Consider the following 19,148-nt stretch of genomic DNA (forward strand, 5'->3'; position numbering starts at 1 on the left):
CGCCGGAGGGGTTCCACATGGCAGCGCGCAGATCGATCGGCATCGTCGTCAACGGTGTCACCGGCCGGATGGGCTATCGGCAGCATCTGGTTCGTTCCCTACTCGCCATCCGTGAGCAGGGCGGCGTGCCGCTGGCCGGGGGCGGGCACATCTGGCCCGAGCCGATCCTGGTCGGCCGTGACCCGGACAAGCTGGCCGCCATCGCGGCCCAGCACGGGCTCACCGAGTGGACCACCGACCTGGACGCGGCGCTGGCCCGCCCGGACGCGGAGATCTACTTCGACGCCCAGGTGACCTCGCAGCGCGAGAAGGCGATCCGCCAGGCGATCACCGCCGGCAAGCACGTCTACACCGAGAAGCCGCTGGCCGAGAGCTCGGCGGCGTCGCTGGAGCTGGCCGAGCTGGCCACCGCCGCGGGCGTCCGCAACGGCGTCGTCCAGGACAAGCTGTTCCTGCCGGGGCTGCGCAAACTCAAGCGGCTCATCGACGGCGGGTTCTTCGGGCAGATCCTCTCGGTACGCGGCGAGTTCGGTTACTGGGTCTTCGAGGGCGACTGGCAGGTCGCTCAGCGCCCGAGCTGGAACTACCGCCTCGCTGACGGCGGCGGCATCGTGATGGACATGTTCCCGCATTGGAACTACGTGCTCGAGGAGCTGTTCGGCAACGTCCGCACGGTCCAGGCGACCACCGCCACGCACATCACCAAGCGGGTCGACGAGCGTGGCGAGGAGTACACGGCCGACGCCGACGACGCCGCCTACGCGATCTTCGAACTGGAGGGCGGCATCGTCGCCCAGCTCAACTCCTCCTGGACGGTCCGGGTCAACCGGGACGAGCTGGTCGAGTTCCAGGTCGACGGCACCCACGGCAGCGCGGTGGCCGGCCTGCGCGGCTGCAAGATCCAGCACCGGGCGACCACGCCGAAGCCGGTGTGGAACCCCGACCTGCCGCTCACCGGCAAGTCGTTCCGCGACGAGTGGGCCGAGGTGCCGGACAACGAGGAGTTCGACAACGGCTTCAAGGTCCAGTGGGAGGCGTTCCTGCGGCACGTCGTCGCGGGCGAGGTCTTCCACTGGGACTTCTCCTCCGGCGCGCGCGGTGTCCGGCTGGCCGAGGCCGGTCTGCAGTCGGCTCGCGAGGGCCGCCGGATCACGATCGGGGAAGCCTGACATGAGCGTCGTGAACCTGCCCGGCGGGCGGCGGCTGACCCTGTCCGCGTCCACCTGGGCGAAGCCGGCCGGGCCGCCGAGCAGCCGGATCGCGTACGCCGCCGCTCATGTCGTCGCCGACCCGCGCGCGGAGAACGCGCCCGGTGAGCCGGCCGCCCTCGACTGGGAGCGGACGCTGGCCTTCCGGCGTCACCTGTGGTCGCACGGTCTCGGTGTCGCCGAGGCGATGGACACCGCGCAGCGCGGAATGGGCCTGGACTACGCCGCGACCAGGGAGCTGATCAGGCGCAGCGCGGCAGAGAAGGGCGGCCCGATCGTCGCCGGGGTGGCCACCGACCAGCTGCCGCCCGGCCAGGTGACACTCGAACAGATTCGTGCGGCCTACACCGAGCAACTCGGTGACGTCCTGACCGCGGGAGCCGCGCCGGTGCTGATGTGCAGCCGGCATCTCGCCTCGGCGGCGCGGGATGCCGACGACTACCTCGGCATTTATCGTGACCTGCTGGAGAAGTCGGACAAGCCGGTCGTGCTGCACTGGCTGGGTACCGCGTTCGACCCGGCCCTGGAGGGCTACTGGGGTTCGTCCGATGTGGACAAGGCCACCGAGACCGTGCTGGAGCTGATCAACAGCAACCCGGCGAAGGTCGACGGCATCAAGGTGTCGCTGCTCGACGCCGACCACGAGATCGGCCTGCGCCGTCGCCTTCCCGCCGGAGTGCGGCTCTACACCGGCGACGACTTCAACTACCCCCAGCTGATCCGCGGTGACGAGCAGGGCTACTCGGACGCGCTCCTGGGGATCTTCGCGGCCATCGCGCCGGCCGCCGGTGCCGCGTTCGCCGCGCTCGACCGTGGTGACCTCGACGAGTACGACGGGATCTTCGCGCCGACCGTGCCGCTGTCCCGGCACATCTTCAAGAAGCCGACGTTCTGGTACAAGACCGGCATCGTCTTCCTCGCCTGGCTCACCGGCCACCAGGACCACTTCACCATGGTCGGCGGCCTGCAGTCGGGCCGATCGGTGCCGCATTTCGCCACCCTGATCGAGTTGGCCGACGCCGCCGGTCTGTTCCCCGACCCGGACCTGTCCGCGCACCGGGCGAACCGCTTCTTCGAGGTGATGGCCGGATGAGCCGCTTCTCCTTCAACCAGATCACCGCCAAGCACTGGGAACTGACCGACATGGTCAAGGGCCTGGTCGAGGCCGGCGTGGACAAGGTCGCCCTGTGGCGTGAGCCGGTCGCCGAGTACGGCCTGGAGCGCTCCGCCGCCCTGGTCCGCGACGCCGGCCTGTCCGTGACCACGCTCTGCCGCAGCGGCTTCTTCCAGCTCGACGGCTGGTTCGACGAGAACCGCCGCGCCATCGACGAGACCGCCGCACTCGGCGCGCCCGTGCTGGTGCTGGTCTCGGGCGGGCTGCCCGACGGCTCGAAGGACATCGCCGGGGCCCGCAAGCACGTCGCCGACGCGATCGCCCAGTTGGTTCCGCACGCGGCCGCCGCCGGGGTCACCCTGGCGATCGAGCCGCTGCACCCGATGTACGCCGCCGACCGCTGCGTCATCAACACCTGGGACCAGGCCCTCGCCATCGCCGGGCAGCACCCCGCCGGCCAGGTCGGCGTCACCGTCGACACCTACCACCTGTGGTGGGACGACACCGTGCTGGAGAAGATCGAACGAGCCGGCGACCGGATCGCGATCTATCAGCTCGCCGACTGGATCACCCCGCTGCCGGCCGGCGTCCTCACCGGCCGCGGCCTGCCCGGCGACGGCTGCGTCGACATGCGCGCCTTCCACACCGCGGTGCAGAAGGCCGGCTACACCGGCCCGATCGAGGTCGAAGTGATGAACTCCGAACTCTGGCAGCGCCCCGGCCGCGACATCCTGGCCGACACGATCGCCGGCTACCAGAGCATCTGACGGGGTCCGGCGTCTTCGGCGGAGACTCCGGCCCGCGGTCAACGAAGCCCGCGGGCCGGCCCTGCCCTCCAAGACGGGGTTACGGGGTCAGGCCGGCTCCCGCTCCACGGCGTCGAAGATGTCCGCGTCGACCTCACGCTGCCACGGCGGAAGGTCGTCCCAATCGGCGACGTACGACGGTTTCGGGTCAGGGACGAAGCGGTGGATCTGGGTGATCCAGCACAGCGCGACGAAGCGGCCACGCTGTTCCCTGTTCAACTTCGACGCGCCGCCGTCGCCCGCCTCGACGAGCGCCCGGACCAGCCCGTAGACGTTGGCCGCGGCCTGGCGCTCCCATTCCGGCGTCTCCTCCCACGGCGCGACATAGCCGGGTTTCGGCTCCCCGGGGAAGTGCTTGCGCACCCCCGAGATCCACGCCTCACGAAAGATCCGGCCGGCTTCGGTGGTCGTCATCGTCTCACTGTTCTCTCAGGTGGCGGCGATCACATGCAGGACCCGGTCGTTGAGGTCGGCGACACAGGTACCGCGTTCCTCAGTGAGCCTGCTGTCATCGAATCGAAGCCAACCGCCAGGAATGGATTCTCGGGAGATGCCGGCCACCTCGCCGGCGGTGTCGAGGGCGTTCTCGCAGCGATCCAGATCGCCGAGACTGGCATAGGTCGTCGCCTGAACTGCGGCGACCCAGTGCGTGGTGGGAAGCCGGTTGTCTCTCCATTGATCGTGCGCGCCGGCCTCGCGGCCGGCCGATGCGGCGAGGCTGAGGCGTAGGAGCTCGCGGCGGTACATATCCAGGGCAGCTGTCGGCTGTGGATCGCTCATGACGTCACCGGAAATAGCGTGCGTGGCCTTAACGGCAGTGCGAGGACTCTCTGGATCAGTGACCAGAAGTCGATCCAGCTCCCCCGGTGTCACAAGGAGAGCCGCGCAAAGCTTGCTCCTGGTGTGGGGATACGGGTCGGTCTCCCCCCGTTCCAGCCGTCCGATGGTGGTGCGATCGGAACCTATGCGGACGGCAAGCGCTTCCTGGCTGTAGCCGAGTTCGGCGCGGCGCTTGATCAGTCGATCGCGTCTGGCCGCCATCACCACCTCCGCCGGATTCCGTCCTTCGACCAGGCTAAGGGACACCATGGCCTACTTGCGGCATGCCGTACAGATGCCTCACGGATGCGCCATCGCTGCCGTGTCACGTCAGGGCGCCTGCCGGTGTGATGGAGAAACCTCCGAGAATTCTCGTTGAGGAGATTCCGTGATCACTCGGGATGAGTTGGTGGCCGCGCTTCGGGTGCAGCCGTTCAACGTCGAGGTTCGAGTTCCGGCAGGCGGGCTCCGATGACCGAGCCGAACGGCGTCGACGATGACCTGCGAGGCATCGCGGCGCGGGTAGCGGATCAACTCTCCTACGAGGGGTACGCGCACATCGAGGACGACCGGGTCGAAGACCTTGCCGTGACGCTGGGCAGGTTTCTGGCGGCAGCGGGCATCCCGGTCCGCGACGGGCCGGGCGGCAGCGAGCGGTGGCCGGATGAGCGCGGCGACCACGCCGAACAGCCGGGGTCAGCGGCGGTAGGCGCGATGCAGGAAGTACAGCGCCAGGCCCGCCGCGGCGGCGGTGAGGGCCATCTGCGACAACCTGCCCCACCAGCTGTCCCACTGGCCTTCGGCGATGGTGCCGGATCGGATCAGTACGCGGCAGAGCAGCGCCGATCCGAACACCGTCACCGCGGCGACGATCCACCAAGGGCGTGCGGAGGTCTTGTCCTTCTGCATGGGTTCAGCGTTGTCGAAGCGGGCGCCGGCCACATCTGGCGCGTGACCGGTTCCGGTCTACAACCATGGATATAGGCCGGCGGCCGGGATGCGCCTGACAGGCGGCGAATCTGCGGCGGGGCGGGCGCGTTCGATCACCCGGCCCGGCCTGGCCCGAACGGGCGCTGACCGGCGTCGCGCGACCGCGGGGCGTCTCCGGTTCGCCGGTTTCGGCGCCTGACGTCACGGGGCAGCGGCAGGACCGGCAGCGTTCTACGATCTTGCCACCGTGCGGCATCTGGGCCGCCGGTCTCATGGGGGAAAGGTCGACAGTGGCCCGTTCCAGATGGCTGCCCCGCATCACTCTTCCACTTCTCGCCACCGTCTCGGCCACCGCGGTGGCCGTGCCCGCCCAAGCCGCCAGTGTCGGTGTGGCCTCGGTCGTCAAGACGACGATCGTGCAGTTCAAGGCGGCTGCCAAGCAAAAGAACCGGGTCGTGGTGACCCGGTCCGGCAACACCGTCACCATCGACGACCGGGTCAAGATCAAGGCCGGTCCCGGTTGCCGGGCCGTCAAGAAGGACAAGACCAAGGTCACCTGCCGGGTCGCCAAGGCGCCGACCCTGCTGCGGGTCTACACCTACGACGCGGCCGACTCGATCACCAACAAGACGAACCTGCCGCTCACCGCCAGCGGCGGCACCGGCAAGGACACCATCGTCGGTGGCCCTGGCGCCGACGCGCTGCACGGTGACAGCGGCAACGACACGCTGTACGGCAACGGCGGCGACGACGGCATCTGGGGCGACGGCGGCAACGACCGGATCTCCGGCGGCGACGGCAACGACCGGCTCTACGGCTGGACGGGCGACAACCGGGTGTGGGCTGGCAACGGCGACGACCACGTCGAGGTCTGGACCGGCACCAACGAGGTCTGGGGCGGCGCCGGCAAGGACACCGTCTACGGCAGCCATGGTGTCGACCGCCTCTGGGGCGGCGACGGCCGGGACGAGCTGTTCGGCCAGGGCGGCGACGACGCCATCGACGGCGGCGCCGGTCCGGACCACGTCTCCGGCGAGGACGGTGACGACGTCGTTCACGGCGGCGCCGATGACGACGTGGTGCTCGGGAACTACGGCAACGACACCCTCTTCGGTGGCGACGGCGACGACGAGCTTCGCGGCGAGAACGGCGACGACCGGGTCTACGGCGAAGCCGGCATCGACGAGATCTGGGCCGACGCGATCAAGAACGACGGCGACCGGGACGGTCAGGGCACGGACTACTACTCCGGCGGCGCCGCCAACGACTCCGTCGTGTACCGCAACTACCGGGCGTCTCCGGTCACCGCCGACCCCGACGGAGTCAGCGGCGACGACGGCGCGGACGGCGAGCGCGACACCATCGCCACCGACGTCGAGGGCATCTGGGGCGGCTTCGGCGACGACACGCTCACCGGCGGTCCCGGCACGAACTTCCTGCACGGCCAGGAGGGCAACGACACGCTGCGGGGTCTCGGCGGCGAGGACTACCTGTTCGGTGATGACGGTGACGACAATGTGGACGGTGGCGACGACGGCGCCCGCGACTGGGTCGACGGCGAGGGCAACACCTCCTCGACGCCCGGTGACACCTGCTACCAGTGGGCGCTCGACGACCTCGACGACTGCGAGCTGATCATCACCCCGTGACGACCGGCTAGCCGCTGGATTTCTGGGAGCGGAGCTCCACCAGGAGTCCGTCGCGGTCGGTGAGGACCGCACCGAGGATTCGCCGGCCTGCCGCGAGCAGGTCGGCGACATCCGGGGTGCTGAGCGCGTACATCACCAGGGCGCCGTCCCGGAACGACGTCACGATGCCGGCCCGGCGCAGGACCGCGAGCTGCTGGGACAGGTTCGACGCCTCCACGTCGATCTCGGCGAGCAGGTCGCGGACCGGTCGCGGGCCGTCCTGAAGCAGTTCCAGCACCCGGATCCGGACCGGATGACCGAGGGTCCGGAACATCTCGGCCTTCGCCTGGTACAGCGGCACTGACACGTCGCGTCCCCTCCGCCGAGAATCCAGCTCTACCGGCATCCAACCGTGGAGACACGGGCATGGTTACGGCGTACTCCAGACGTTGCTCTCGGCAAGCGGGACCACGACGCACCGCGACGTGAAGCGTTGAGCAGTTTCGGACTTGCAGAAATCTTCATCTGTTCCCTTACACGTTCTATGAACCCACGACCCGGCCCCGACGGGGCGGACATCGTGTGCGACCGGTTCCGGTCGGTGTCGTACACGCTCGTCGCAGACCCGGATCGCTGATCCGGACAAGCGCGGGAGGACCGAGATGCCGGACATGGACGTAGCCCTCAAGGACGCGATGCAGATCGACGGCGCCATCGGTGTCGCGCTCGTCGATCGGTCCAGCGGTATGGCGCTGGGCGTCGCCGGCGGAAGCCGGGACTTCGACCTCCAGGTGGCGGCGGCCGCCAACACCGAGGTGATCCGGGCGAAACTGCGCACGATGGAGATGCTCAGCCTGCACGAGAACATCGAGGACATGCTGGTCACGCTGGACACCCAGTACCACCTGATCCGCCCGCTGACCGGGCGCTCCGGGCAGGGTCTCTTCCTCTACCTGGCACTGCACAAGGACCGCGCCAATCTCGCCCTCGCCCGCCACCAGCTCAAGCGGATCGAGGGCACCCTCGACATCTAGTGCGAGACACTGGGGTGTGTTCGCGCCCCCGATGACAGAGGTCCGCACCGCGATGATGATTCAGCGGTGGCGGCGGATGACGTTTCTGCACTGGCGTTATCCCGTCGAGGCTGTCGGTCCGCTGCTTCCGGCCGGCCTCACCCCCGACGCCGAGGACGGCCAGGTCTGGGTGGGCATGCTTCCGTTCCTGATGGACGAGGTGCGCCCACCCTGGGTGCCCGGTCTGCCATGGCTGTCCACCTTCCCGGAGACCAACCTGCGGACGTACGTCCGTGGCCCCGACGGCGGCGCCGGCATCTTCTTCTTCTCGCTCGACGCGGCCCGGCTGCCCGCGGTGGTGGCCGCCCGGGTGGGGCTCAACCTGCCGTACCGCTGGTCCCGGATGTCGCTGCGCACCGACGGTGATGTCACCGAGTACCGCGGGAACCGCCTCTACGAGCCGCGTGGCGCCGGTTACCGGGTGCGGGTGCGCACCGGGGAGGCGTTCCCGATCGCCGAGCTCGGCCAGATCGATCACTACCTGACCACCCAGTACCGCCTCTACACGGTCGTCGGCGGCCGTCTCGTGTCCGTCGACGTGTGGCATCCACCCTGGGTGCTGCACCGCGCCGAGGTGCTCGACCTGCGCCAGGATCTGACGGCGGCGGCCGGCCTGCCGGCTCCGCACGGTAGCCCGCTGGTGCACTCGTCGCCCGGCGTGCGCACCCGGATCGGCCTGCCCCGAGTGGTCCGCTGACCGGATTCGCACATCTGTTCGAGTTATCCACAGGCTGTGTGCACAGCCTGTGGGTTACCGGTCGGGGCCGGTCAGCCGGGCCAGTCCCGCCGGTCGGCCGGTCAGTGCCAGCAGGATGGCCTCGATCGGGCCGGTCCACTCGGCGCCGGCCCCCACGGACCAGTCGGTGTCGGTGGCGGTGAGCCGGATGCCCCGGAACCTGCGCCGCGCCCAGAACGGCCAGCCCATCGTCCACACCCGGGTGGCTCCGGCGGAGGCCGCGTCGACCGGCATGGGCAGCCGCCGGCCGAGCGGCACAGCGATGTCCTGTGCGTGCACCAGGATGTCGAAGAGGATGTTGCGATAGTTCGTCACCGCCGGCAGTCGCCGCGAACCGGCGTGCAGGCGCAGCTCGGCGACGAGATCGGCGGACGGCCGGCGCGCGTGCCGGACGGCGAGGTCGTGGTTGAGCCGGTGGAACCGGCCGCCGGCGCGGACCGCCTCGACGGCCATGGTGACCGGCCCGGGTGATTGCGGCGCCAGCGCGATGTGGGCCGCGACTTCGCGCACCCGCCAGCCGGCGCAGAGCGACGGGCACTCCCATTGCGGTTCGGTCAGCCCGGCGAGCAAGTCGGCCACCGCCAGGCGCTGCTCCGCGATGACGACCCAGGACCTGTTCTCCTCCATAGTCAGATTATCTGACGAATATAGTCAGAGTATCGGACTAGTTTGCGAGGTTGGCGAATGGCGCAAGAAGATCTCAACGCCGGCCTGCTGATGTTCATCGCGTACCGGGCGATGGAGAAGCGGGTGCTGGACGCGGTCGCCGAGGCCGGTTTCACCGACATCACGCTCGCGCAGGCCCGCGTCTTCCAGCGGATCGGCCCCGAAGGCACCCGGCTCGGCGACCTCGCCGAGCAGGCCCAGGTGACGAAACAGACCACCGGTTTCCTCGTCGACCAGCTGGAACGGGCCGGTTACGTGGAGCGGGCGCCGGACCCGGCCGACGCCCGCGCCCGGCTGGTCCGGATCGCCGGGCGCGGCCGGGCGGCGGGTCTCGTCGCCGCGGCCGCGGTCGCCGAGGTGGAGGCGGAGTGGGCCGCCCACCTCGGCGGGAGACGGATGGCTCAGCTGCGGGATGCGCTCTCGGCGCTGCGCGAGATCACCGACCCCTACCGTCCCGGTCAGTAGCGGCCGGTGCCGGCCCGCCGGTCGATCAGCAGCCAGGCGCCGGGCAGCAGCCCGGCGGCCAGCAGCGTCTTCAGCGTGTCACCGATCAGGTACGGCACCAGGCCGATATCGAGCGCGGCGACCAGATCGGTCCCCGTCGCGAACGCCAGCCACGGCACACCGACCAGATAGATCAGCGCGTTGCCGCCGGCCATCAGACCGATCGTGTGGAACGGGCGGCGGTCCGCGCCGAGAGCGGCGAGCTGCCCGATCAAGGCGGCCGCGAGAACGAAACCGATCAGGTAGCCGGCGGTGGCCGCGGGCCAGCCGGAGGCGCCGGCCGCGAACCATGGAACGCCGAGGGTGCCGGCCAGCACGTAGATCAGCATGCTGGCGGCGCCGCGGGTCGCTCCCAGGGTTGCGCCGACGAGCAGGACGGCGAAGGTCTGCCCGGTGATCGGGACGGGGGATCCGGGGACCGGGATGGCGATCTGTGCGGCCAGGCCGACGGCGCCCGCCCCGCCGAGGGTCAGGAGCACATCGCGTACGACCGAACGACCCCACACGTCGGCCAGGACTCCGGTGGATCGCCCGGCCACCATGCCGAATGTGCTGTAAGCCACAGAAGGGCCTCCTGTCCGTACACGTAGGAGAAACCATAGGTCCCCGCCGGCCTCAGCGGCAGTCATCGGAGGGGAACCGTGATGCGCTAGTGATCGTTCAGGCGGGGCGCCACGCTGAACCGGCGCGGCGCCCCGCCCGAACTCACAGGGTGAGCGTCCAGGTGTTGATGTGCCCGGTGTCCTGCGCGACGGTGTCCTGCACCCTGAGCCGCCAGGTGCCGTTCGCCGCCTCACCGGAGAGGTTGGCGGTGTAGGTGGTGTTGACGTTGTCCGCGCTGTCCGAGGTCGACGTCGCCTTCAGGCTGTACGTCGAACCGTCCGGTGCCACCAGGTCGACCCGGAGGTCACCGCGGAAGGTGTGCACGATGTCGACCGCCACCTTCGAGGCCGACGAGGCGCTGCGGGCGCAGCCGCTGATCGCGATGTCGCTGTGGACCGCGCTGCCGGCGTCCGGGATCGCGACATCTGCCGCGTTCGTCCCGGTGCAGCTCACCGGCGCGGCGGTGGGTGACGAGGTGGGCGCCGTGGTCGCGCCGGCGCAGGTCGGGTCGGCGGTCTGAGCCGGCACGTTGACCGCGTCCCAGGCCGTCTTGACCTTGTTGAACACCGTGCAGTCGTTCGGGTAGAGGTTCTTCGCCGCGGTCAGCGTCCAGGTGCGGTACTTCAGGTACGACGAGCTGGACGTCTTCATCAGCATCGCGTTGTACATGACCTTCATCGCGGTCTGGATGCCGACGCCGGTGATCGCGCCGGAGCCGCTGCACCGGGTGCTGGCCGGCTGCCCGTTCGTCGGGTTGGTGCCCTCGGCCAGCAGGTAGAACCAGTGGTTGCCGGGACCGGCCGCGGCGTGCACCTCATCGTTCGGCGTGCTGCTGGAGTAGCAGTTGTCGTCCCCGGCCAGCGACGGGTTGTACATGTACCGGATCGGGCCGTTGCCGACCAGGTTGACCTCTTCGCCGACCTGGTAATCGGGGGCGTCGTTCGGGTTGTTCGCGAACCATTCGGCGGCCGCGCCGAAGGTGTCGGCGACGAACTCCTGGGTGCCGCCGTTCGAGATGCCGCCCGGGGTGTTGTCGTCGATGCCGTGGGCCAGCTCGTGGGCCACCACGTCGATGGAGCTGATCCACTGACCGGCGTTGTTCTTGCCGATCTGGACCTGCGTGCCGTCGTAGTAGGCGTTGACGTCGTTCAGGCCGACCCGGATCGGCCAGGCGCCACCGCCGCTGGTGAATCCGGTGCGGCCCAGCCAGCTGCCGAGCATCGCCTTCGTCTTCTGAGCGGCGTAGAACGCGTCGACGCAGCCGGTCTCCTTATTGGTGGCGGCGCCGGTGCCCCACACGTTGTCGGTGCCGCTGAAGACCGTGTTGGTCGACGAGTCCTGGCAGGTCAGCGTCGGCATCGACGGGTCACGCAGGCTGTATGTCGAACCGGACAATGTGGTGTCCAGGGTGACCGCGCCGGTGGTCCAGCCGGTGCCGTTGCCGCTGACATGGGTGACGCGCTCCTGGGTGCGCAGCACCGTGCCGGTGGTGGCGTCCACGTCGACGGTGAGCCGGCTGACGTTCTCGTCGCCGTGGTCGTCGATCCGGGTGCCGTTGACGATCGACTCCCAGGCCAGGGCCGGGGTGCCCGTGGTGTTCACCACGACCAGCCGGGTGCTCTCGACGTTCGTCACCGTCTTGAGCTCGGCCTTGGCGGCGGGAAGGGAGTCGGCCGCGGAGAGCTTCGGGGTGATCGAGAGCTCGCCGATCGGCCGGGTCTGTGCGACCGACGTGAACTTGGTCCGGCCGGCCGTGTCGGTGACGACGACGAAGTCACCGCCGACGACCGGAAGTCCTTTGTAGGTGCGGTCGAAGGGCACGTACTGCAGATTGTCTGTGGAGATCACCTGGTGCTGCACGAACGCCTCGCCGTCACTGGCCTGCAGCACCTGCGGGCGGTCGGCGACGAGAGCCGACGCGGAGTCCGATGCCCGCGCCGATACCGCGGCGGGGTCGACGGGCGCCTGGGCGGTCGCCGGTCCGGTGACCGCCACCATCGCTGACGCGGCCGCAGTGGCGGCGGTCAGTGCGATGACGGCTGGGGTACGGGATTTCACGCATACTCCTCTCCCGCCCCGGGGGATAGGGCGGGCCTCAACCGTCCGGGGACGGCGGGTCACACCGGGGTGACTTGAGGGGAGACGCTATGCATAGACGGGCGTCACCGAATCGGGGAAAACCCTTGCGCTCCGGCGAATCCGGTGTGCGGGGTGGGTCATGCGCCGATCTGGTTGACCTCGACCAGGGGCGCGTCGTTCCACCACTGTGCGTGAATGATGAAGCTGCGGCCGGTCTCGTGGAAGTAGACCACCAGGTTCGTGTCCGAGCCGGTCTTCTCCACCCGGAAACCGTCTGCCGGAGTGGCCGTGACCAGCGACACGATGCCCTTGCTGGTCATCTTGACGACGGCCGTGCCGCCCGCGGTCGCAAACGACCGGACATAGGTCTTCACGCCGTCGCTGGTGGTGACGGTCCAGCCGTTCTCGGTGGTGGTCGACGGCTTCGTGGTGGTCGCGGCGGGCTCCGGGGAGGTCGCGGCGCTGCGGGACGCCGACGGTGTGGTGCGCGACGGCGTGGCCGACGTGGAAGGGCTGGCGATCGGGCTCGGCGTGGCCGTCTTCGGCGTCGGCGCGCCGCTGGTCCCGGACAGCGCGGCGGCCGCCGGGAGCTGATCGATGTCGGGCAGTTCACCCGAGTCGGCCTGTGCCGCGTTCAGCACCGGAGAGAGCGCCACCGAGGAGAGCACGATGCTTGTCGCGGTGGCCACACACCAGCCCGCTATCGGCACCCACCTGGAAGATCGCACGGGGCCATCCTCTCACCTGGTCCTATGGTTATCGCCATGGCGATGATCCTGTTGGTCGAGGACGACCGCATCATCACGGCCGCTCTGACCAGGGCCCTGACCGATGCCGGGCACGTGGTGCGCCCGGTCGGTCAGGCCGCCCAGGCGTTGAAGATCGTCACCCAGGAGCGGCCCGACCTGGTCATTCTCGACCTCGGTCTGCCCGACATCGACGGCACCGACGCGCTGCGGATGATGCGTACCGTCTCCGACGTGCCCGTGATCGTGGCCACCGCGCGGCGTTCCGAGGCGGACATCATCGCGCTCCTGAGCGCCGGCGCCGACGACTACGTGACCAAGCCGTTCTCCGGCGGCCACATCCTCGCCCGCATCTCGGCGGTGCTGCGCCGGGCCCGGACCACCGCCGAGCAGCAGCCCAACGCCATCACCGTGGGCGAGTTGGTGATCAAGCCGCGGCAGCGCCGAGTGGAGCTGCGGGGCGAACCGTTGCAGCTCACCCGCCGCGAGTTCGACGTCCTCGCCTACCTCGCCGAGCGGGTCGGCCAGGTGATCAGCCGGCGCGAGCTGATGAACCAGGTGTGGCAGCAGGCCCGGATCGGCGAGGAACAGACCATCGACGTCCACATCTCCTGGCTGCGCCGCAAGCTCGGCGAGACCGCCGCGAAACCGTGCTACCTGCACACCGTCCGGGGCGTGGGCGTCATGATGGTCGATCCGCGATGAGGTGGGCGCTCAACCGCCTGGCGCTCGCCATCACCTCCATGGTGGCGCTCGCCTTCCTCGTGCCGCTCGCCGTCGCGACCCGGCAGATCGCCTACGACCGGGCCATCTCCGACGCCCGGCAGCAGGCCACCTCGATGGTGACCGTGCTCGGCGTCGACAGCGACCTGTTCACCCTCACCAACGCGGTCGCCAGCACCGCCGCGGGCAGCGCCGGCCGGCTCGCGCTGCACCTGCCCGGCCTCGACCCGATCGGAACCTCGCACCTCACCACGGCGTCCGTGCAGCGGGCGGCGCAGGAGCGGCGGGCCGCCACCGCGGAGACCGGCGGCGGCGTCGCCTACCTGCAGCCGACCGTGCTGACCGACGGCCGGACCGTGGTCGTCGAGGTCTTCGTCCCCGGCGAGGACACCCGGCGCGGCGTCGGCACGGCCTGGCTCGCTCTCGGCGGGCTCGCGATCCTGCTGGTCGGCGGTTCCACACTCCTCGCCGACCGGCTCGGCAGCCAGTTGGTCCGGGCCACCCGCCAGCTCGCGGCGGCCAGCCGCCGCCTCGGCGGCGGCGACCTCAACGAACGCATGACACCGACCGGCCCGCGCGAACTGCGCGACGCCGCGAACGCCTTCAACGGCATGGCCGACGACCTGCGACGTCTGCTCGACCGCGAGCGCGAGCTGGCGGCAGACCTTTCCCACCGATTGCGTACGCCGCTGACGGGCCTCCGTCTCGATGTCGAGGCGATGCCGCCCGGCCTGATCGCCGAACGGATGCGCCAGGCCTGTGACCTGCTCGACGAGGAGCTGGAGGCGATCATCACCGGCGCCCGGCTGGGCAGCATCTCCAAGCGCGGCTCCGAGCAGTGCGATCTGGTCGAGGTGCTGGCCGACCGGCTCGCCTTCTGGTCGGTGCTCGCCGAGGATCAGGAGCGTCCGTGGGAGGTCGTCGGCGGCAACGAGCCGGTGATGGTCCCGATGCCGCCGAGCGAGGTGATCCTGGTGGTGGACGCGCTGCTCGGCAACGTCTTCTCGCACACCCCGGACGGCACCGCGTTCCGGGTCAGCGTCTCGGCCGGTGGCCTGCTCGTCGACGACGCGGGCCCGGGCATCGCCGACCCGGAGAGCGCGGTGAAACGCGGATTCAGTGGCGCCGGCTCGACCGGACTGGGTCTGGACATCGTGCGACGCGGCGCGGAAACTGTGCGCGGCCAACTCGTCATCGACCGTAGTCCCCTGGGTGGCGCCCGCATCGGAATTCTGTTCCCGACATCGGCTTCGGAGCCCACTGATCAGCACAAACGCGGCTGATTTCACATTTAAAAAGGTTCGTGGGTTCTGTTAAGGCTCCGTTATGGCAGCCACTCCTAATGTTCCGGCCTGTAAGTGATTGCCAGGTCTAGAAACACAGGAGAGCTGACATGCGCAGGAAGATCGCCTACCCGCTGGCTACCCTCGGGATGGTCGCATCATCTTTGACCGTCGCGTCGTCGCCTGCCCTGGCACACGGCTACGTCTCCTCGCCTCCGAGCCGCCAGGCGCTCTGCGCCGCCGGCACCGTGTCCGGCTGCGGCGCCATCCAGTTCGAGCCGCAGAGCGTGGAAGCCCCCAAGGGGTCGAAGCAGTGCAACGGTGGAAACGCCGCCTTCCCCGAGCTGAACGACGAGTCCAGGAACTGGCCGGCCACCACGGTCGGTAAGTCGGCGACCTTCAACTGGGTCCTGACGGCCCGGCACCGGACCGCCACCTGGGTGTACTACGTGGACGGCACGGCGGTCGCCACGTTCGACGACAAGAACGCCATCCCGGCCGCCTCCGTCTCGCACACCGTCGACCTGAGCAAATTCTCGGGCCGGAAGACGGTCCTCGCGGTGTGGAACATCGGGGACACCGCGGCCGCCTTCTACAACTGCGTGGACGTCAACATCGGCGGTTCCGGCTCGACGACGCCGACCACGGCCCCGACGACCACGGCCCCGACGAAGGCTCCGACCACGTCGCCCACCACCGCGCCGACGACCGCCCCGGCCACGACCGCCCCGGCCACGACCGCCCCGACCACGACGGCCACGGCCGCGCCGACCGGCACCGCCCCGGCGAGCGGGACCGAGTGGGCGCCGGGAGTGGCGTACCAGGCCGGTGACAAGGTCACCTTCGGTGGTGTGACCTACCAGTGCCGTCAGGCGCACAAGTCGATCCGCAGCTGGGAGCCCTCCGTCTGGACGCTCGCCCTCTGGCTTCCGCTGTGAAGCGCCGCCACGTAGCCGCGCTCGTCCTCGCGGCCGCGCCGTTCCTGCTCGGGGCGTGCGGCACCGCCGCCGACAAGGCTCCGGTGCCGGCCGCCACGGCGGTGCAGACCCAGAACGTCAAGAACGTCTCGGAGATCACCGCCGGCAAGACGTTCAACGACAACGACGTGATGTTCCTGCAGATGCTGATCGACAACCAGAGGCAGGGCCAGGAGATGGCCCAGATCGCCGCCGAGCGGGCCGGCCGTCCCGAGGTCGCCGACCTGGCCAAGGCCGTGCAGGTCACCCAGGCCGACGAGATCAGGCTGATGGAGGGCTGGCTCACCGAATGGGGCAAGCCCACCACCCTCGACGAGCGGGTCAGCCTGCACGCCGACCACGGTGGCATGCCGAGCACCGGCAAGGAGGAGATCGCGTCGCTGAAGACGGTCGACGAGAAGCGGTTCGAGACCGCCTTCCTCAACCTCTTCCTGGCGCACCAGCACAACGCGGTCGAGTTCGCGCAGATGGAACTCGACAAGGGCGGCAACGAGCTGGCCAAGTCCTTCGCGGAGCGGGTCAAGCAGTCCCGCACCGACCAGGTCCAGCAGATGCTCAAACTGCTCGCCGGCTGAACCTTCTTTTCGGTTCCCCCTCGAAACGGGGCGGTCCATCACGGACTGCCCTGTTTCGGGGCTTCCTGCTGTCTGATGCGGTAATTCCGCATAATTTACGCAGCATGTCTGCTCTATGCCGTACCCCCGCAATGCTTCTGACCCTGATCGTGGCCGCCGGTGCGGCAGCCACCCCCGCCGACGCGGCCGTCGCGCCGCTCTGGGACCACCCCGGCTACGACGCCGAGGACAGCCACCACAACCCGCGAGAAACCGTGATCAACGCCGGAAGCATCCGGAGTGTCACCCAGAAATGGCAGGTCAGCCTCCGGACCAGCGACCAGAGCTGCTCCGGGAACTCGACGCCGGTGCTCTCCGGCGGGCGGATCATCGTCAGTGATCAGCTCGGGATCTCGGCGTACGCGGCCGCCACCGGGACGTTCTCCTGGAGGTACGACTGGGACGACCCGGGCGACAGCGGGACCCCGCGACTAGCCGTCAGCGGCGGACTGGTGATCGTGGCCGGTGGAGACTGCAACTCGCAGAGCGACCCGGACGGGCGACTCATCGCCCTGGACGCCGGCACCGGGCTGCCACGATGGCGACAACGCCTCGGCAGCCCCGTCGACTCCGTCGTCGTCGACAAGAACGTCATCGTGATCTCCGGCGGGTCGCCGTCCGACGAGGACGTCGTCGCCGCCTTCGCGGTACGGGACGGGCGGGCGCTGTGGAGCAAGGACCGGTTCCTGAGCTCTGAGGTGTCCGCCGACGGGACGCTCCTCGTGCGGGCCACCGACGGATCCGGGGCGCCGGCGGGAAGCAGCGCCGGAATCTCGATCGAGACCGGGGCCGTCCGGTGGACCCGCGAAGGCGTCTCCTGGGCCGCGCAGGCCGCCGACCCGGCCGGCGAGCGGTTCTACGTGACAGATCGGGCGGGACTGCTCAGCGCCGTCCGGGTCGCCGACGGGACACCCGGCTGGACCGCGGCCGGGACCGAGAACTCGCTGGTCGCGGTGGACACGACACGGATCTACCGGGTCAACGGCACGAACGTGGACGCGCTCAGCGTGCTCGACGGGAAACGGCTCTGGACCGCGCGGCAAGGCGTCGACGGTGTGCAGCCGGTCCAGGCCGGTGGACTCCTCTACGCCGGAGGCGCGGTCCTCGACCCGGCCGACGGCGAGGTGGCCGGACCGGACCGCCCCGGACAGGTGATCGTCGCCGGCGGGCGGATCCACCAGGTTCGCGACGCCGTCCTGCGGTCGTTCGGCCCGTAGGTCCAGTGCCATCACGGGACGGATCGGTTGCGGTTGGGGAGCCGATAGCCGTACCCCCGCTGGTGGGTTGCCGTTGGGGTGTTCCTGACGGATCTGGCGAAGCGGAACCCGAGGCCGGTCCGAAGAGGGAGGTGGCGCCGAGGGACGGCGCCACTTTCCTTGTGGAGGTGCCGCCGCTTTGGCTCCGATGTTCGCGCCGCTCCGAGAGCGTAACTACCGCCTGTGGGCGGCCGCCGACCTGGTTTCCGTCGGTGGCACGTGGATGCAGGTTCTGGCGTTGAACTGGCTGATCCTGTCGGCGACCGGCTCAGCCACGGCGATGGGCGCGGTCGTGATGCTGCAGTCCCTGCCGGTGCTGCTGCTCGGCAGTTGGGGCGGCGCCCTCGCCGACCGCCTCCCGGCGCGGCCCATGCTGATCGCCTTCCAGGCGGTCCGGGCGCTGCTCGCGCTGGCGCTCATGCTGCCTTCGTCGGGGAACTGGCTGATCTACGGGGTGGCGCTGGCCTCCGGCGTGATCGGCTCCTTCGAAGGCCCGGTGCTCGGCCGCTTCGGCTCCGCCCTTGTCCCCAAGGACGCCCTGGCCTCCGCGCTGGCGCTCGGCTCGGTGCTCAGCTCGGCCGGCCGCATCGGCGGCATGGCCCTCGGCGGCGTGCTCATCGGCATCACCGGCCCGGCCACGCTGTTCCTGATCAACGCGGTGTCGTACGTCGCCGTGATCGTCGCCCTCCTCGCGATGCGCCTCGGCGACATGCGCGCCCTCGCCACCTCCACGTCCTCGGACGGCGGTGTCGTCGCCGGGTTCCGCTACCTGCTGCGGCAGCCGGTGATCCTGACCATCCTGGCGCTGTCGTTCGTGCTCGGCTCGCTCGGCCGCAACTACCAGGTGTCGATGGCGTCGATGGTGTCCGGCCCGCTCGGTGGATCGTCCGGTTCGTACGGTCTGTTGTCGACCGTCTTCGCCGTCGGCGCGGTCGCCGGTGGCCTGCTGCTGGCCGGCACGGGCCGCTCCACCCTGCGGGTCCTCCTGGGCACCGGCTTCCTCATCAGCGCCCTGCAGTTCTGCTCCGGCCTCGCCCCGAACATCGTCGGCTTCGCCGCCCTGATCCTCCCGATCGCCGCCGGCGCCGTCATCTTCGACACCGTCGTCTCCACGCGCATCCAGCTCGACACCCGCGAGGAGATGCGAGGCCGGGTCCTCGCGACGGTCGGCATCGTGTCGTCCCTGTCCGGGATCGTCGGCGCCCCGGCGATCGGCTTCCTGTGCGACTCGCTCGGCGCCCGGGGAGCGCTGCTGCTGGCCGGCGCCGTGACCACGATCGCGGCGGTGATCGGCGGGATCGTCCTGGCCCGCCTCAAGGGCCGCTCCCTCAGTCTGCCTTTCCTGCTGGGGCGCCCCGCCCAACAGCCCGCCTGACCGTCCCA

At 69.8% G+C, this 19,148-nt stretch carries 21 protein-coding genes; 13 read left to right on the plus strand and 8 right to left on the minus strand.

Features of this window, described 5'->3' with window-relative positions; genetic code table 11:
- The first annotated feature begins 17 nt into the window (after positions 1-17).
- The 3 genes from QLQ12_RS31180 to QLQ12_RS31190 are packed head-to-tail and all read left to right on the plus strand — an operon-like array spanning position 18 to position 3,089.
- On the plus strand, positions 18-1,169 hold the full coding sequence (locus QLQ12_RS31180; protein WP_282764093.1) for a Gfo/Idh/MocA family protein: 1,152 nt from the start codon (positions 18-20) through the stop codon (positions 1,167-1,169).
- Position 1,170: 1 nt separating this feature from the next.
- The gene (locus tag QLQ12_RS31185) at positions 1,171-2,301 is read left to right on the plus strand and encodes a dihydrodipicolinate synthase family protein (protein WP_282764094.1); all 1,131 of its coding nucleotides are present in this window, start codon (positions 1,171-1,173) and stop codon (positions 2,299-2,301) included.
- Positions 2,298-3,089: a sugar phosphate isomerase/epimerase family protein gene (locus QLQ12_RS31190; protein ID WP_282764095.1), complete on the plus strand. Its 792-nt coding sequence runs from the start codon at positions 2,298-2,300 to the stop codon at positions 3,087-3,089. The genes QLQ12_RS31185 and QLQ12_RS31190 overlap by 4 nt, the downstream gene beginning before the upstream one ends.
- 87 nt (positions 3,090-3,176) lie before the next feature.
- Here the strand turns inward: QLQ12_RS31190 and QLQ12_RS31195 are convergent, their stop codons facing one another.
- From QLQ12_RS31195 to QLQ12_RS31205, 3 genes are all read right to left on the minus strand, one after another.
- A complete protein-coding gene (locus QLQ12_RS31195; RefSeq protein WP_282764096.1) occupies positions 3,177-3,542 on the minus strand; it encodes a hypothetical protein in 366 nt (121 codons plus the stop codon).
- Positions 3,543-3,557: 15 nt separating this feature from the next.
- On the minus strand, positions 3,558-4,169 hold the full coding sequence (locus tag QLQ12_RS31200) for a helix-turn-helix transcriptional regulator (RefSeq protein WP_282764097.1): 612 nt from the start codon (positions 4,167-4,169) through the stop codon (positions 3,558-3,560).
- Between the two features lie 474 nt (positions 4,170-4,643).
- Positions 4,644-4,856 carry a hypothetical protein gene (locus QLQ12_RS31205; RefSeq protein ID WP_282764098.1) on the minus strand — a complete coding sequence of 71 codons (213 nt, stop codon included), beginning with the start codon at positions 4,854-4,856 and terminating at the stop codon, positions 4,644-4,646.
- 311 nt (positions 4,857-5,167) lie between these two features.
- Here QLQ12_RS31205 and QLQ12_RS31210 point away from each other — a divergent pair, with 311 nt between their 5' ends.
- Complete coding sequence (locus QLQ12_RS31210; RefSeq protein WP_282764099.1) at positions 5,168-6,526, plus strand: calcium-binding protein; 1,359 nt, start codon at positions 5,168-5,170, stop codon at positions 6,524-6,526.
- 7 nt (positions 6,527-6,533) lie between these two features.
- Here QLQ12_RS31210 and QLQ12_RS31215 read toward each other — a convergent pair whose 3' ends face one another.
- Positions 6,534-6,872, minus strand: coding sequence for an ArsR/SmtB family transcription factor (locus QLQ12_RS31215; RefSeq protein ID WP_282764100.1), 339 nt, complete (start codon positions 6,870-6,872; stop codon positions 6,534-6,536).
- A gap of 295 nt (positions 6,873-7,167) precedes the next feature.
- Here QLQ12_RS31215 and QLQ12_RS31220 point away from each other — a divergent pair, with 295 nt between their 5' ends.
- Entirely contained in the window at positions 7,168-7,539 is a 372-nt protein-coding gene (locus tag QLQ12_RS31220) for a hypothetical protein (RefSeq protein WP_282764101.1), read from the plus strand.
- A 55-nt stretch (positions 7,540-7,594) separates the two neighbouring features.
- Positions 7,595-8,275, plus strand: coding sequence for a YqjF family protein (locus QLQ12_RS31225; RefSeq protein WP_282764156.1), 681 nt, complete (start codon positions 7,595-7,597; stop codon positions 8,273-8,275).
- Between the two features lie 54 nt (positions 8,276-8,329).
- On the opposite strand, the gene QLQ12_RS31230 is transcribed toward QLQ12_RS31225, so the two are convergent.
- Positions 8,330-8,941, minus strand: a complete 612-nt coding sequence (locus QLQ12_RS31230) for a maleylpyruvate isomerase family mycothiol-dependent enzyme (protein WP_282764103.1) — start codon at positions 8,939-8,941, stop codon at positions 8,330-8,332.
- A 57-nt stretch (positions 8,942-8,998) separates the two neighbouring features.
- Here QLQ12_RS31230 and QLQ12_RS31235 point away from each other — a divergent pair, with 57 nt between their 5' ends.
- Complete coding sequence (locus QLQ12_RS31235; RefSeq protein ID WP_282764104.1) at positions 8,999-9,445, plus strand: MarR family winged helix-turn-helix transcriptional regulator; 447 nt, start codon at positions 8,999-9,001, stop codon at positions 9,443-9,445.
- Here the strand turns inward: QLQ12_RS31235 and QLQ12_RS31240 are convergent.
- The 3 genes from QLQ12_RS31240 to QLQ12_RS31250 all read right to left on the minus strand — a co-directional run bounded on the left by QLQ12_RS31240 (position 9,439) and on the right by QLQ12_RS31250 (position 12,894).
- Positions 9,439-10,026, minus strand: a complete 588-nt coding sequence (locus QLQ12_RS31240) for a biotin transporter BioY (RefSeq protein ID WP_282764157.1) — start codon at positions 10,024-10,026, stop codon at positions 9,439-9,441. The genes QLQ12_RS31235 and QLQ12_RS31240 overlap by 7 nt on opposite strands.
- A gap of 163 nt (positions 10,027-10,189) precedes the next feature.
- The gene (locus QLQ12_RS31245) at positions 10,190-12,145 is read right to left on the minus strand and encodes a M4 family metallopeptidase (RefSeq protein ID WP_282764105.1); all 1,956 of its coding nucleotides are present in this window, start codon (positions 12,143-12,145) and stop codon (positions 10,190-10,192) included.
- A gap of 158 nt (positions 12,146-12,303) precedes the next feature.
- Positions 12,304-12,894: a DNA mismatch repair protein MutL gene (locus tag QLQ12_RS31250; RefSeq protein ID WP_282764106.1), complete on the minus strand. Its 591-nt coding sequence runs from the start codon at positions 12,892-12,894 to the stop codon at positions 12,304-12,306.
- Between the two features lie 36 nt (positions 12,895-12,930).
- Between QLQ12_RS31250 and QLQ12_RS31255 the strand changes: the two genes are divergently transcribed.
- The 6 genes from QLQ12_RS31255 to QLQ12_RS31280 all read left to right on the plus strand — a co-directional run bounded on the left by QLQ12_RS31255 (position 12,931) and on the right by QLQ12_RS31280 (position 19,140).
- Positions 12,931-13,617 (plus strand): response regulator transcription factor, encoded by a 687-nt coding sequence (locus QLQ12_RS31255; protein WP_282764107.1) that lies wholly within the window; start codon positions 12,931-12,933, stop codon positions 13,615-13,617.
- A complete protein-coding gene (locus QLQ12_RS31260; protein WP_282764108.1) occupies positions 13,614-14,918 on the plus strand; it encodes a HAMP domain-containing protein in 1,305 nt (434 codons plus the stop codon). Before QLQ12_RS31255 ends, QLQ12_RS31260 begins: the two co-directional genes overlap by 4 nt.
- 110 nt (positions 14,919-15,028) lie before the next feature.
- The gene (locus QLQ12_RS31265; protein ID WP_282764109.1) at positions 15,029-15,856 is read left to right on the plus strand and encodes a lytic polysaccharide monooxygenase; all 828 of its coding nucleotides are present in this window, start codon (positions 15,029-15,031) and stop codon (positions 15,854-15,856) included.
- Positions 15,853-16,470 (plus strand): DUF305 domain-containing protein, encoded by a 618-nt coding sequence (locus tag QLQ12_RS31270; protein WP_282764110.1) that lies wholly within the window; start codon positions 15,853-15,855, stop codon positions 16,468-16,470. The genes QLQ12_RS31265 and QLQ12_RS31270 overlap by 4 nt, the downstream gene beginning before the upstream one ends.
- Before the next feature lie 104 nt (positions 16,471-16,574).
- Positions 16,575-17,726 (plus strand): outer membrane protein assembly factor BamB family protein, encoded by a 1,152-nt coding sequence (locus tag QLQ12_RS31275; RefSeq protein ID WP_282764111.1) that lies wholly within the window; start codon positions 16,575-16,577, stop codon positions 17,724-17,726.
- A 187-nt stretch (positions 17,727-17,913) separates the two neighbouring features.
- On the plus strand, positions 17,914-19,140 hold the full coding sequence (locus QLQ12_RS31280; RefSeq protein WP_282764158.1) for an MFS transporter: 1,227 nt from the start codon (positions 17,914-17,916) through the stop codon (positions 19,138-19,140).
- The last annotated feature ends 8 nt before the right edge of the window (positions 19,141-19,148 follow it).

Origin of the sequence: Actinoplanes sandaracinus (assembly GCF_030009775.1) — a bacterium.
Lineage (GTDB): Bacteria > Actinomycetota > Actinomycetes > Mycobacteriales > Micromonosporaceae > Actinoplanes > Actinoplanes sandaracinus.

Bases quoted from the DNA above. Each gene is read 5' to 3' on its own strand.
- QLQ12_RS31180 (WP_282764093.1), top strand. From the start codon at position 18: ATGGCAGCGCGCAGATCGATCGGCATCGTCGTCAACGGTGTCACCGGC.
- QLQ12_RS31185 (WP_282764094.1), top strand. From the start codon at position 1,171: ATGAGCGTCGTGAACCTGCCCGGCGGGCGGCGGCTGACCCTGTCCGCG.
- QLQ12_RS31190 (WP_282764095.1), top strand. From the start codon at position 2,298: ATGAGCCGCTTCTCCTTCAACCAGATCACCGCCAAGCACTGGGAACTG.
- QLQ12_RS31195 (WP_282764096.1), bottom strand. From the start codon at position 3,542: ATGACGACCACCGAAGCCGGCCGGATCTTTCGTGAGGCGTGGATCTCG.
- QLQ12_RS31200 (WP_282764097.1), bottom strand. From the start codon at position 4,169: ATGGCGGCCAGACGCGATCGACTGATCAAGCGCCGCGCCGAACTCGGC.
- QLQ12_RS31205 (WP_282764098.1), bottom strand. From the start codon at position 4,856: ATGCAGAAGGACAAGACCTCCGCACGCCCTTGGTGGATCGTCGCCGCG.
- QLQ12_RS31220 (WP_282764101.1), top strand. From the start codon at position 7,168: ATGCCGGACATGGACGTAGCCCTCAAGGACGCGATGCAGATCGACGGC.
- QLQ12_RS31225 (WP_282764156.1), top strand. From the start codon at position 7,595: ATGATTCAGCGGTGGCGGCGGATGACGTTTCTGCACTGGCGTTATCCC.
- QLQ12_RS31230 (WP_282764103.1), bottom strand. From the start codon at position 8,941: ATGGAGGAGAACAGGTCCTGGGTCGTCATCGCGGAGCAGCGCCTGGCG.
- QLQ12_RS31235 (WP_282764104.1), top strand. From the start codon at position 8,999: ATGGCGCAAGAAGATCTCAACGCCGGCCTGCTGATGTTCATCGCGTAC.
- QLQ12_RS31240 (WP_282764157.1), bottom strand. From the start codon at position 10,026: ATGGTGGCCGGGCGATCCACCGGAGTCCTGGCCGACGTGTGGGGTCGT.
- QLQ12_RS31255 (WP_282764107.1), top strand. From the start codon at position 12,931: ATGGCGATGATCCTGTTGGTCGAGGACGACCGCATCATCACGGCCGCT.
- QLQ12_RS31260 (WP_282764108.1), top strand. From the start codon at position 13,614: ATGAGGTGGGCGCTCAACCGCCTGGCGCTCGCCATCACCTCCATGGTG.
- QLQ12_RS31265 (WP_282764109.1), top strand. From the start codon at position 15,029: ATGCGCAGGAAGATCGCCTACCCGCTGGCTACCCTCGGGATGGTCGCA.
- QLQ12_RS31275 (WP_282764111.1), top strand. From the start codon at position 16,575: ATGTCTGCTCTATGCCGTACCCCCGCAATGCTTCTGACCCTGATCGTG.
- QLQ12_RS31280 (WP_282764158.1), top strand. From the start codon at position 17,914: ATGTTCGCGCCGCTCCGAGAGCGTAACTACCGCCTGTGGGCGGCCGCC.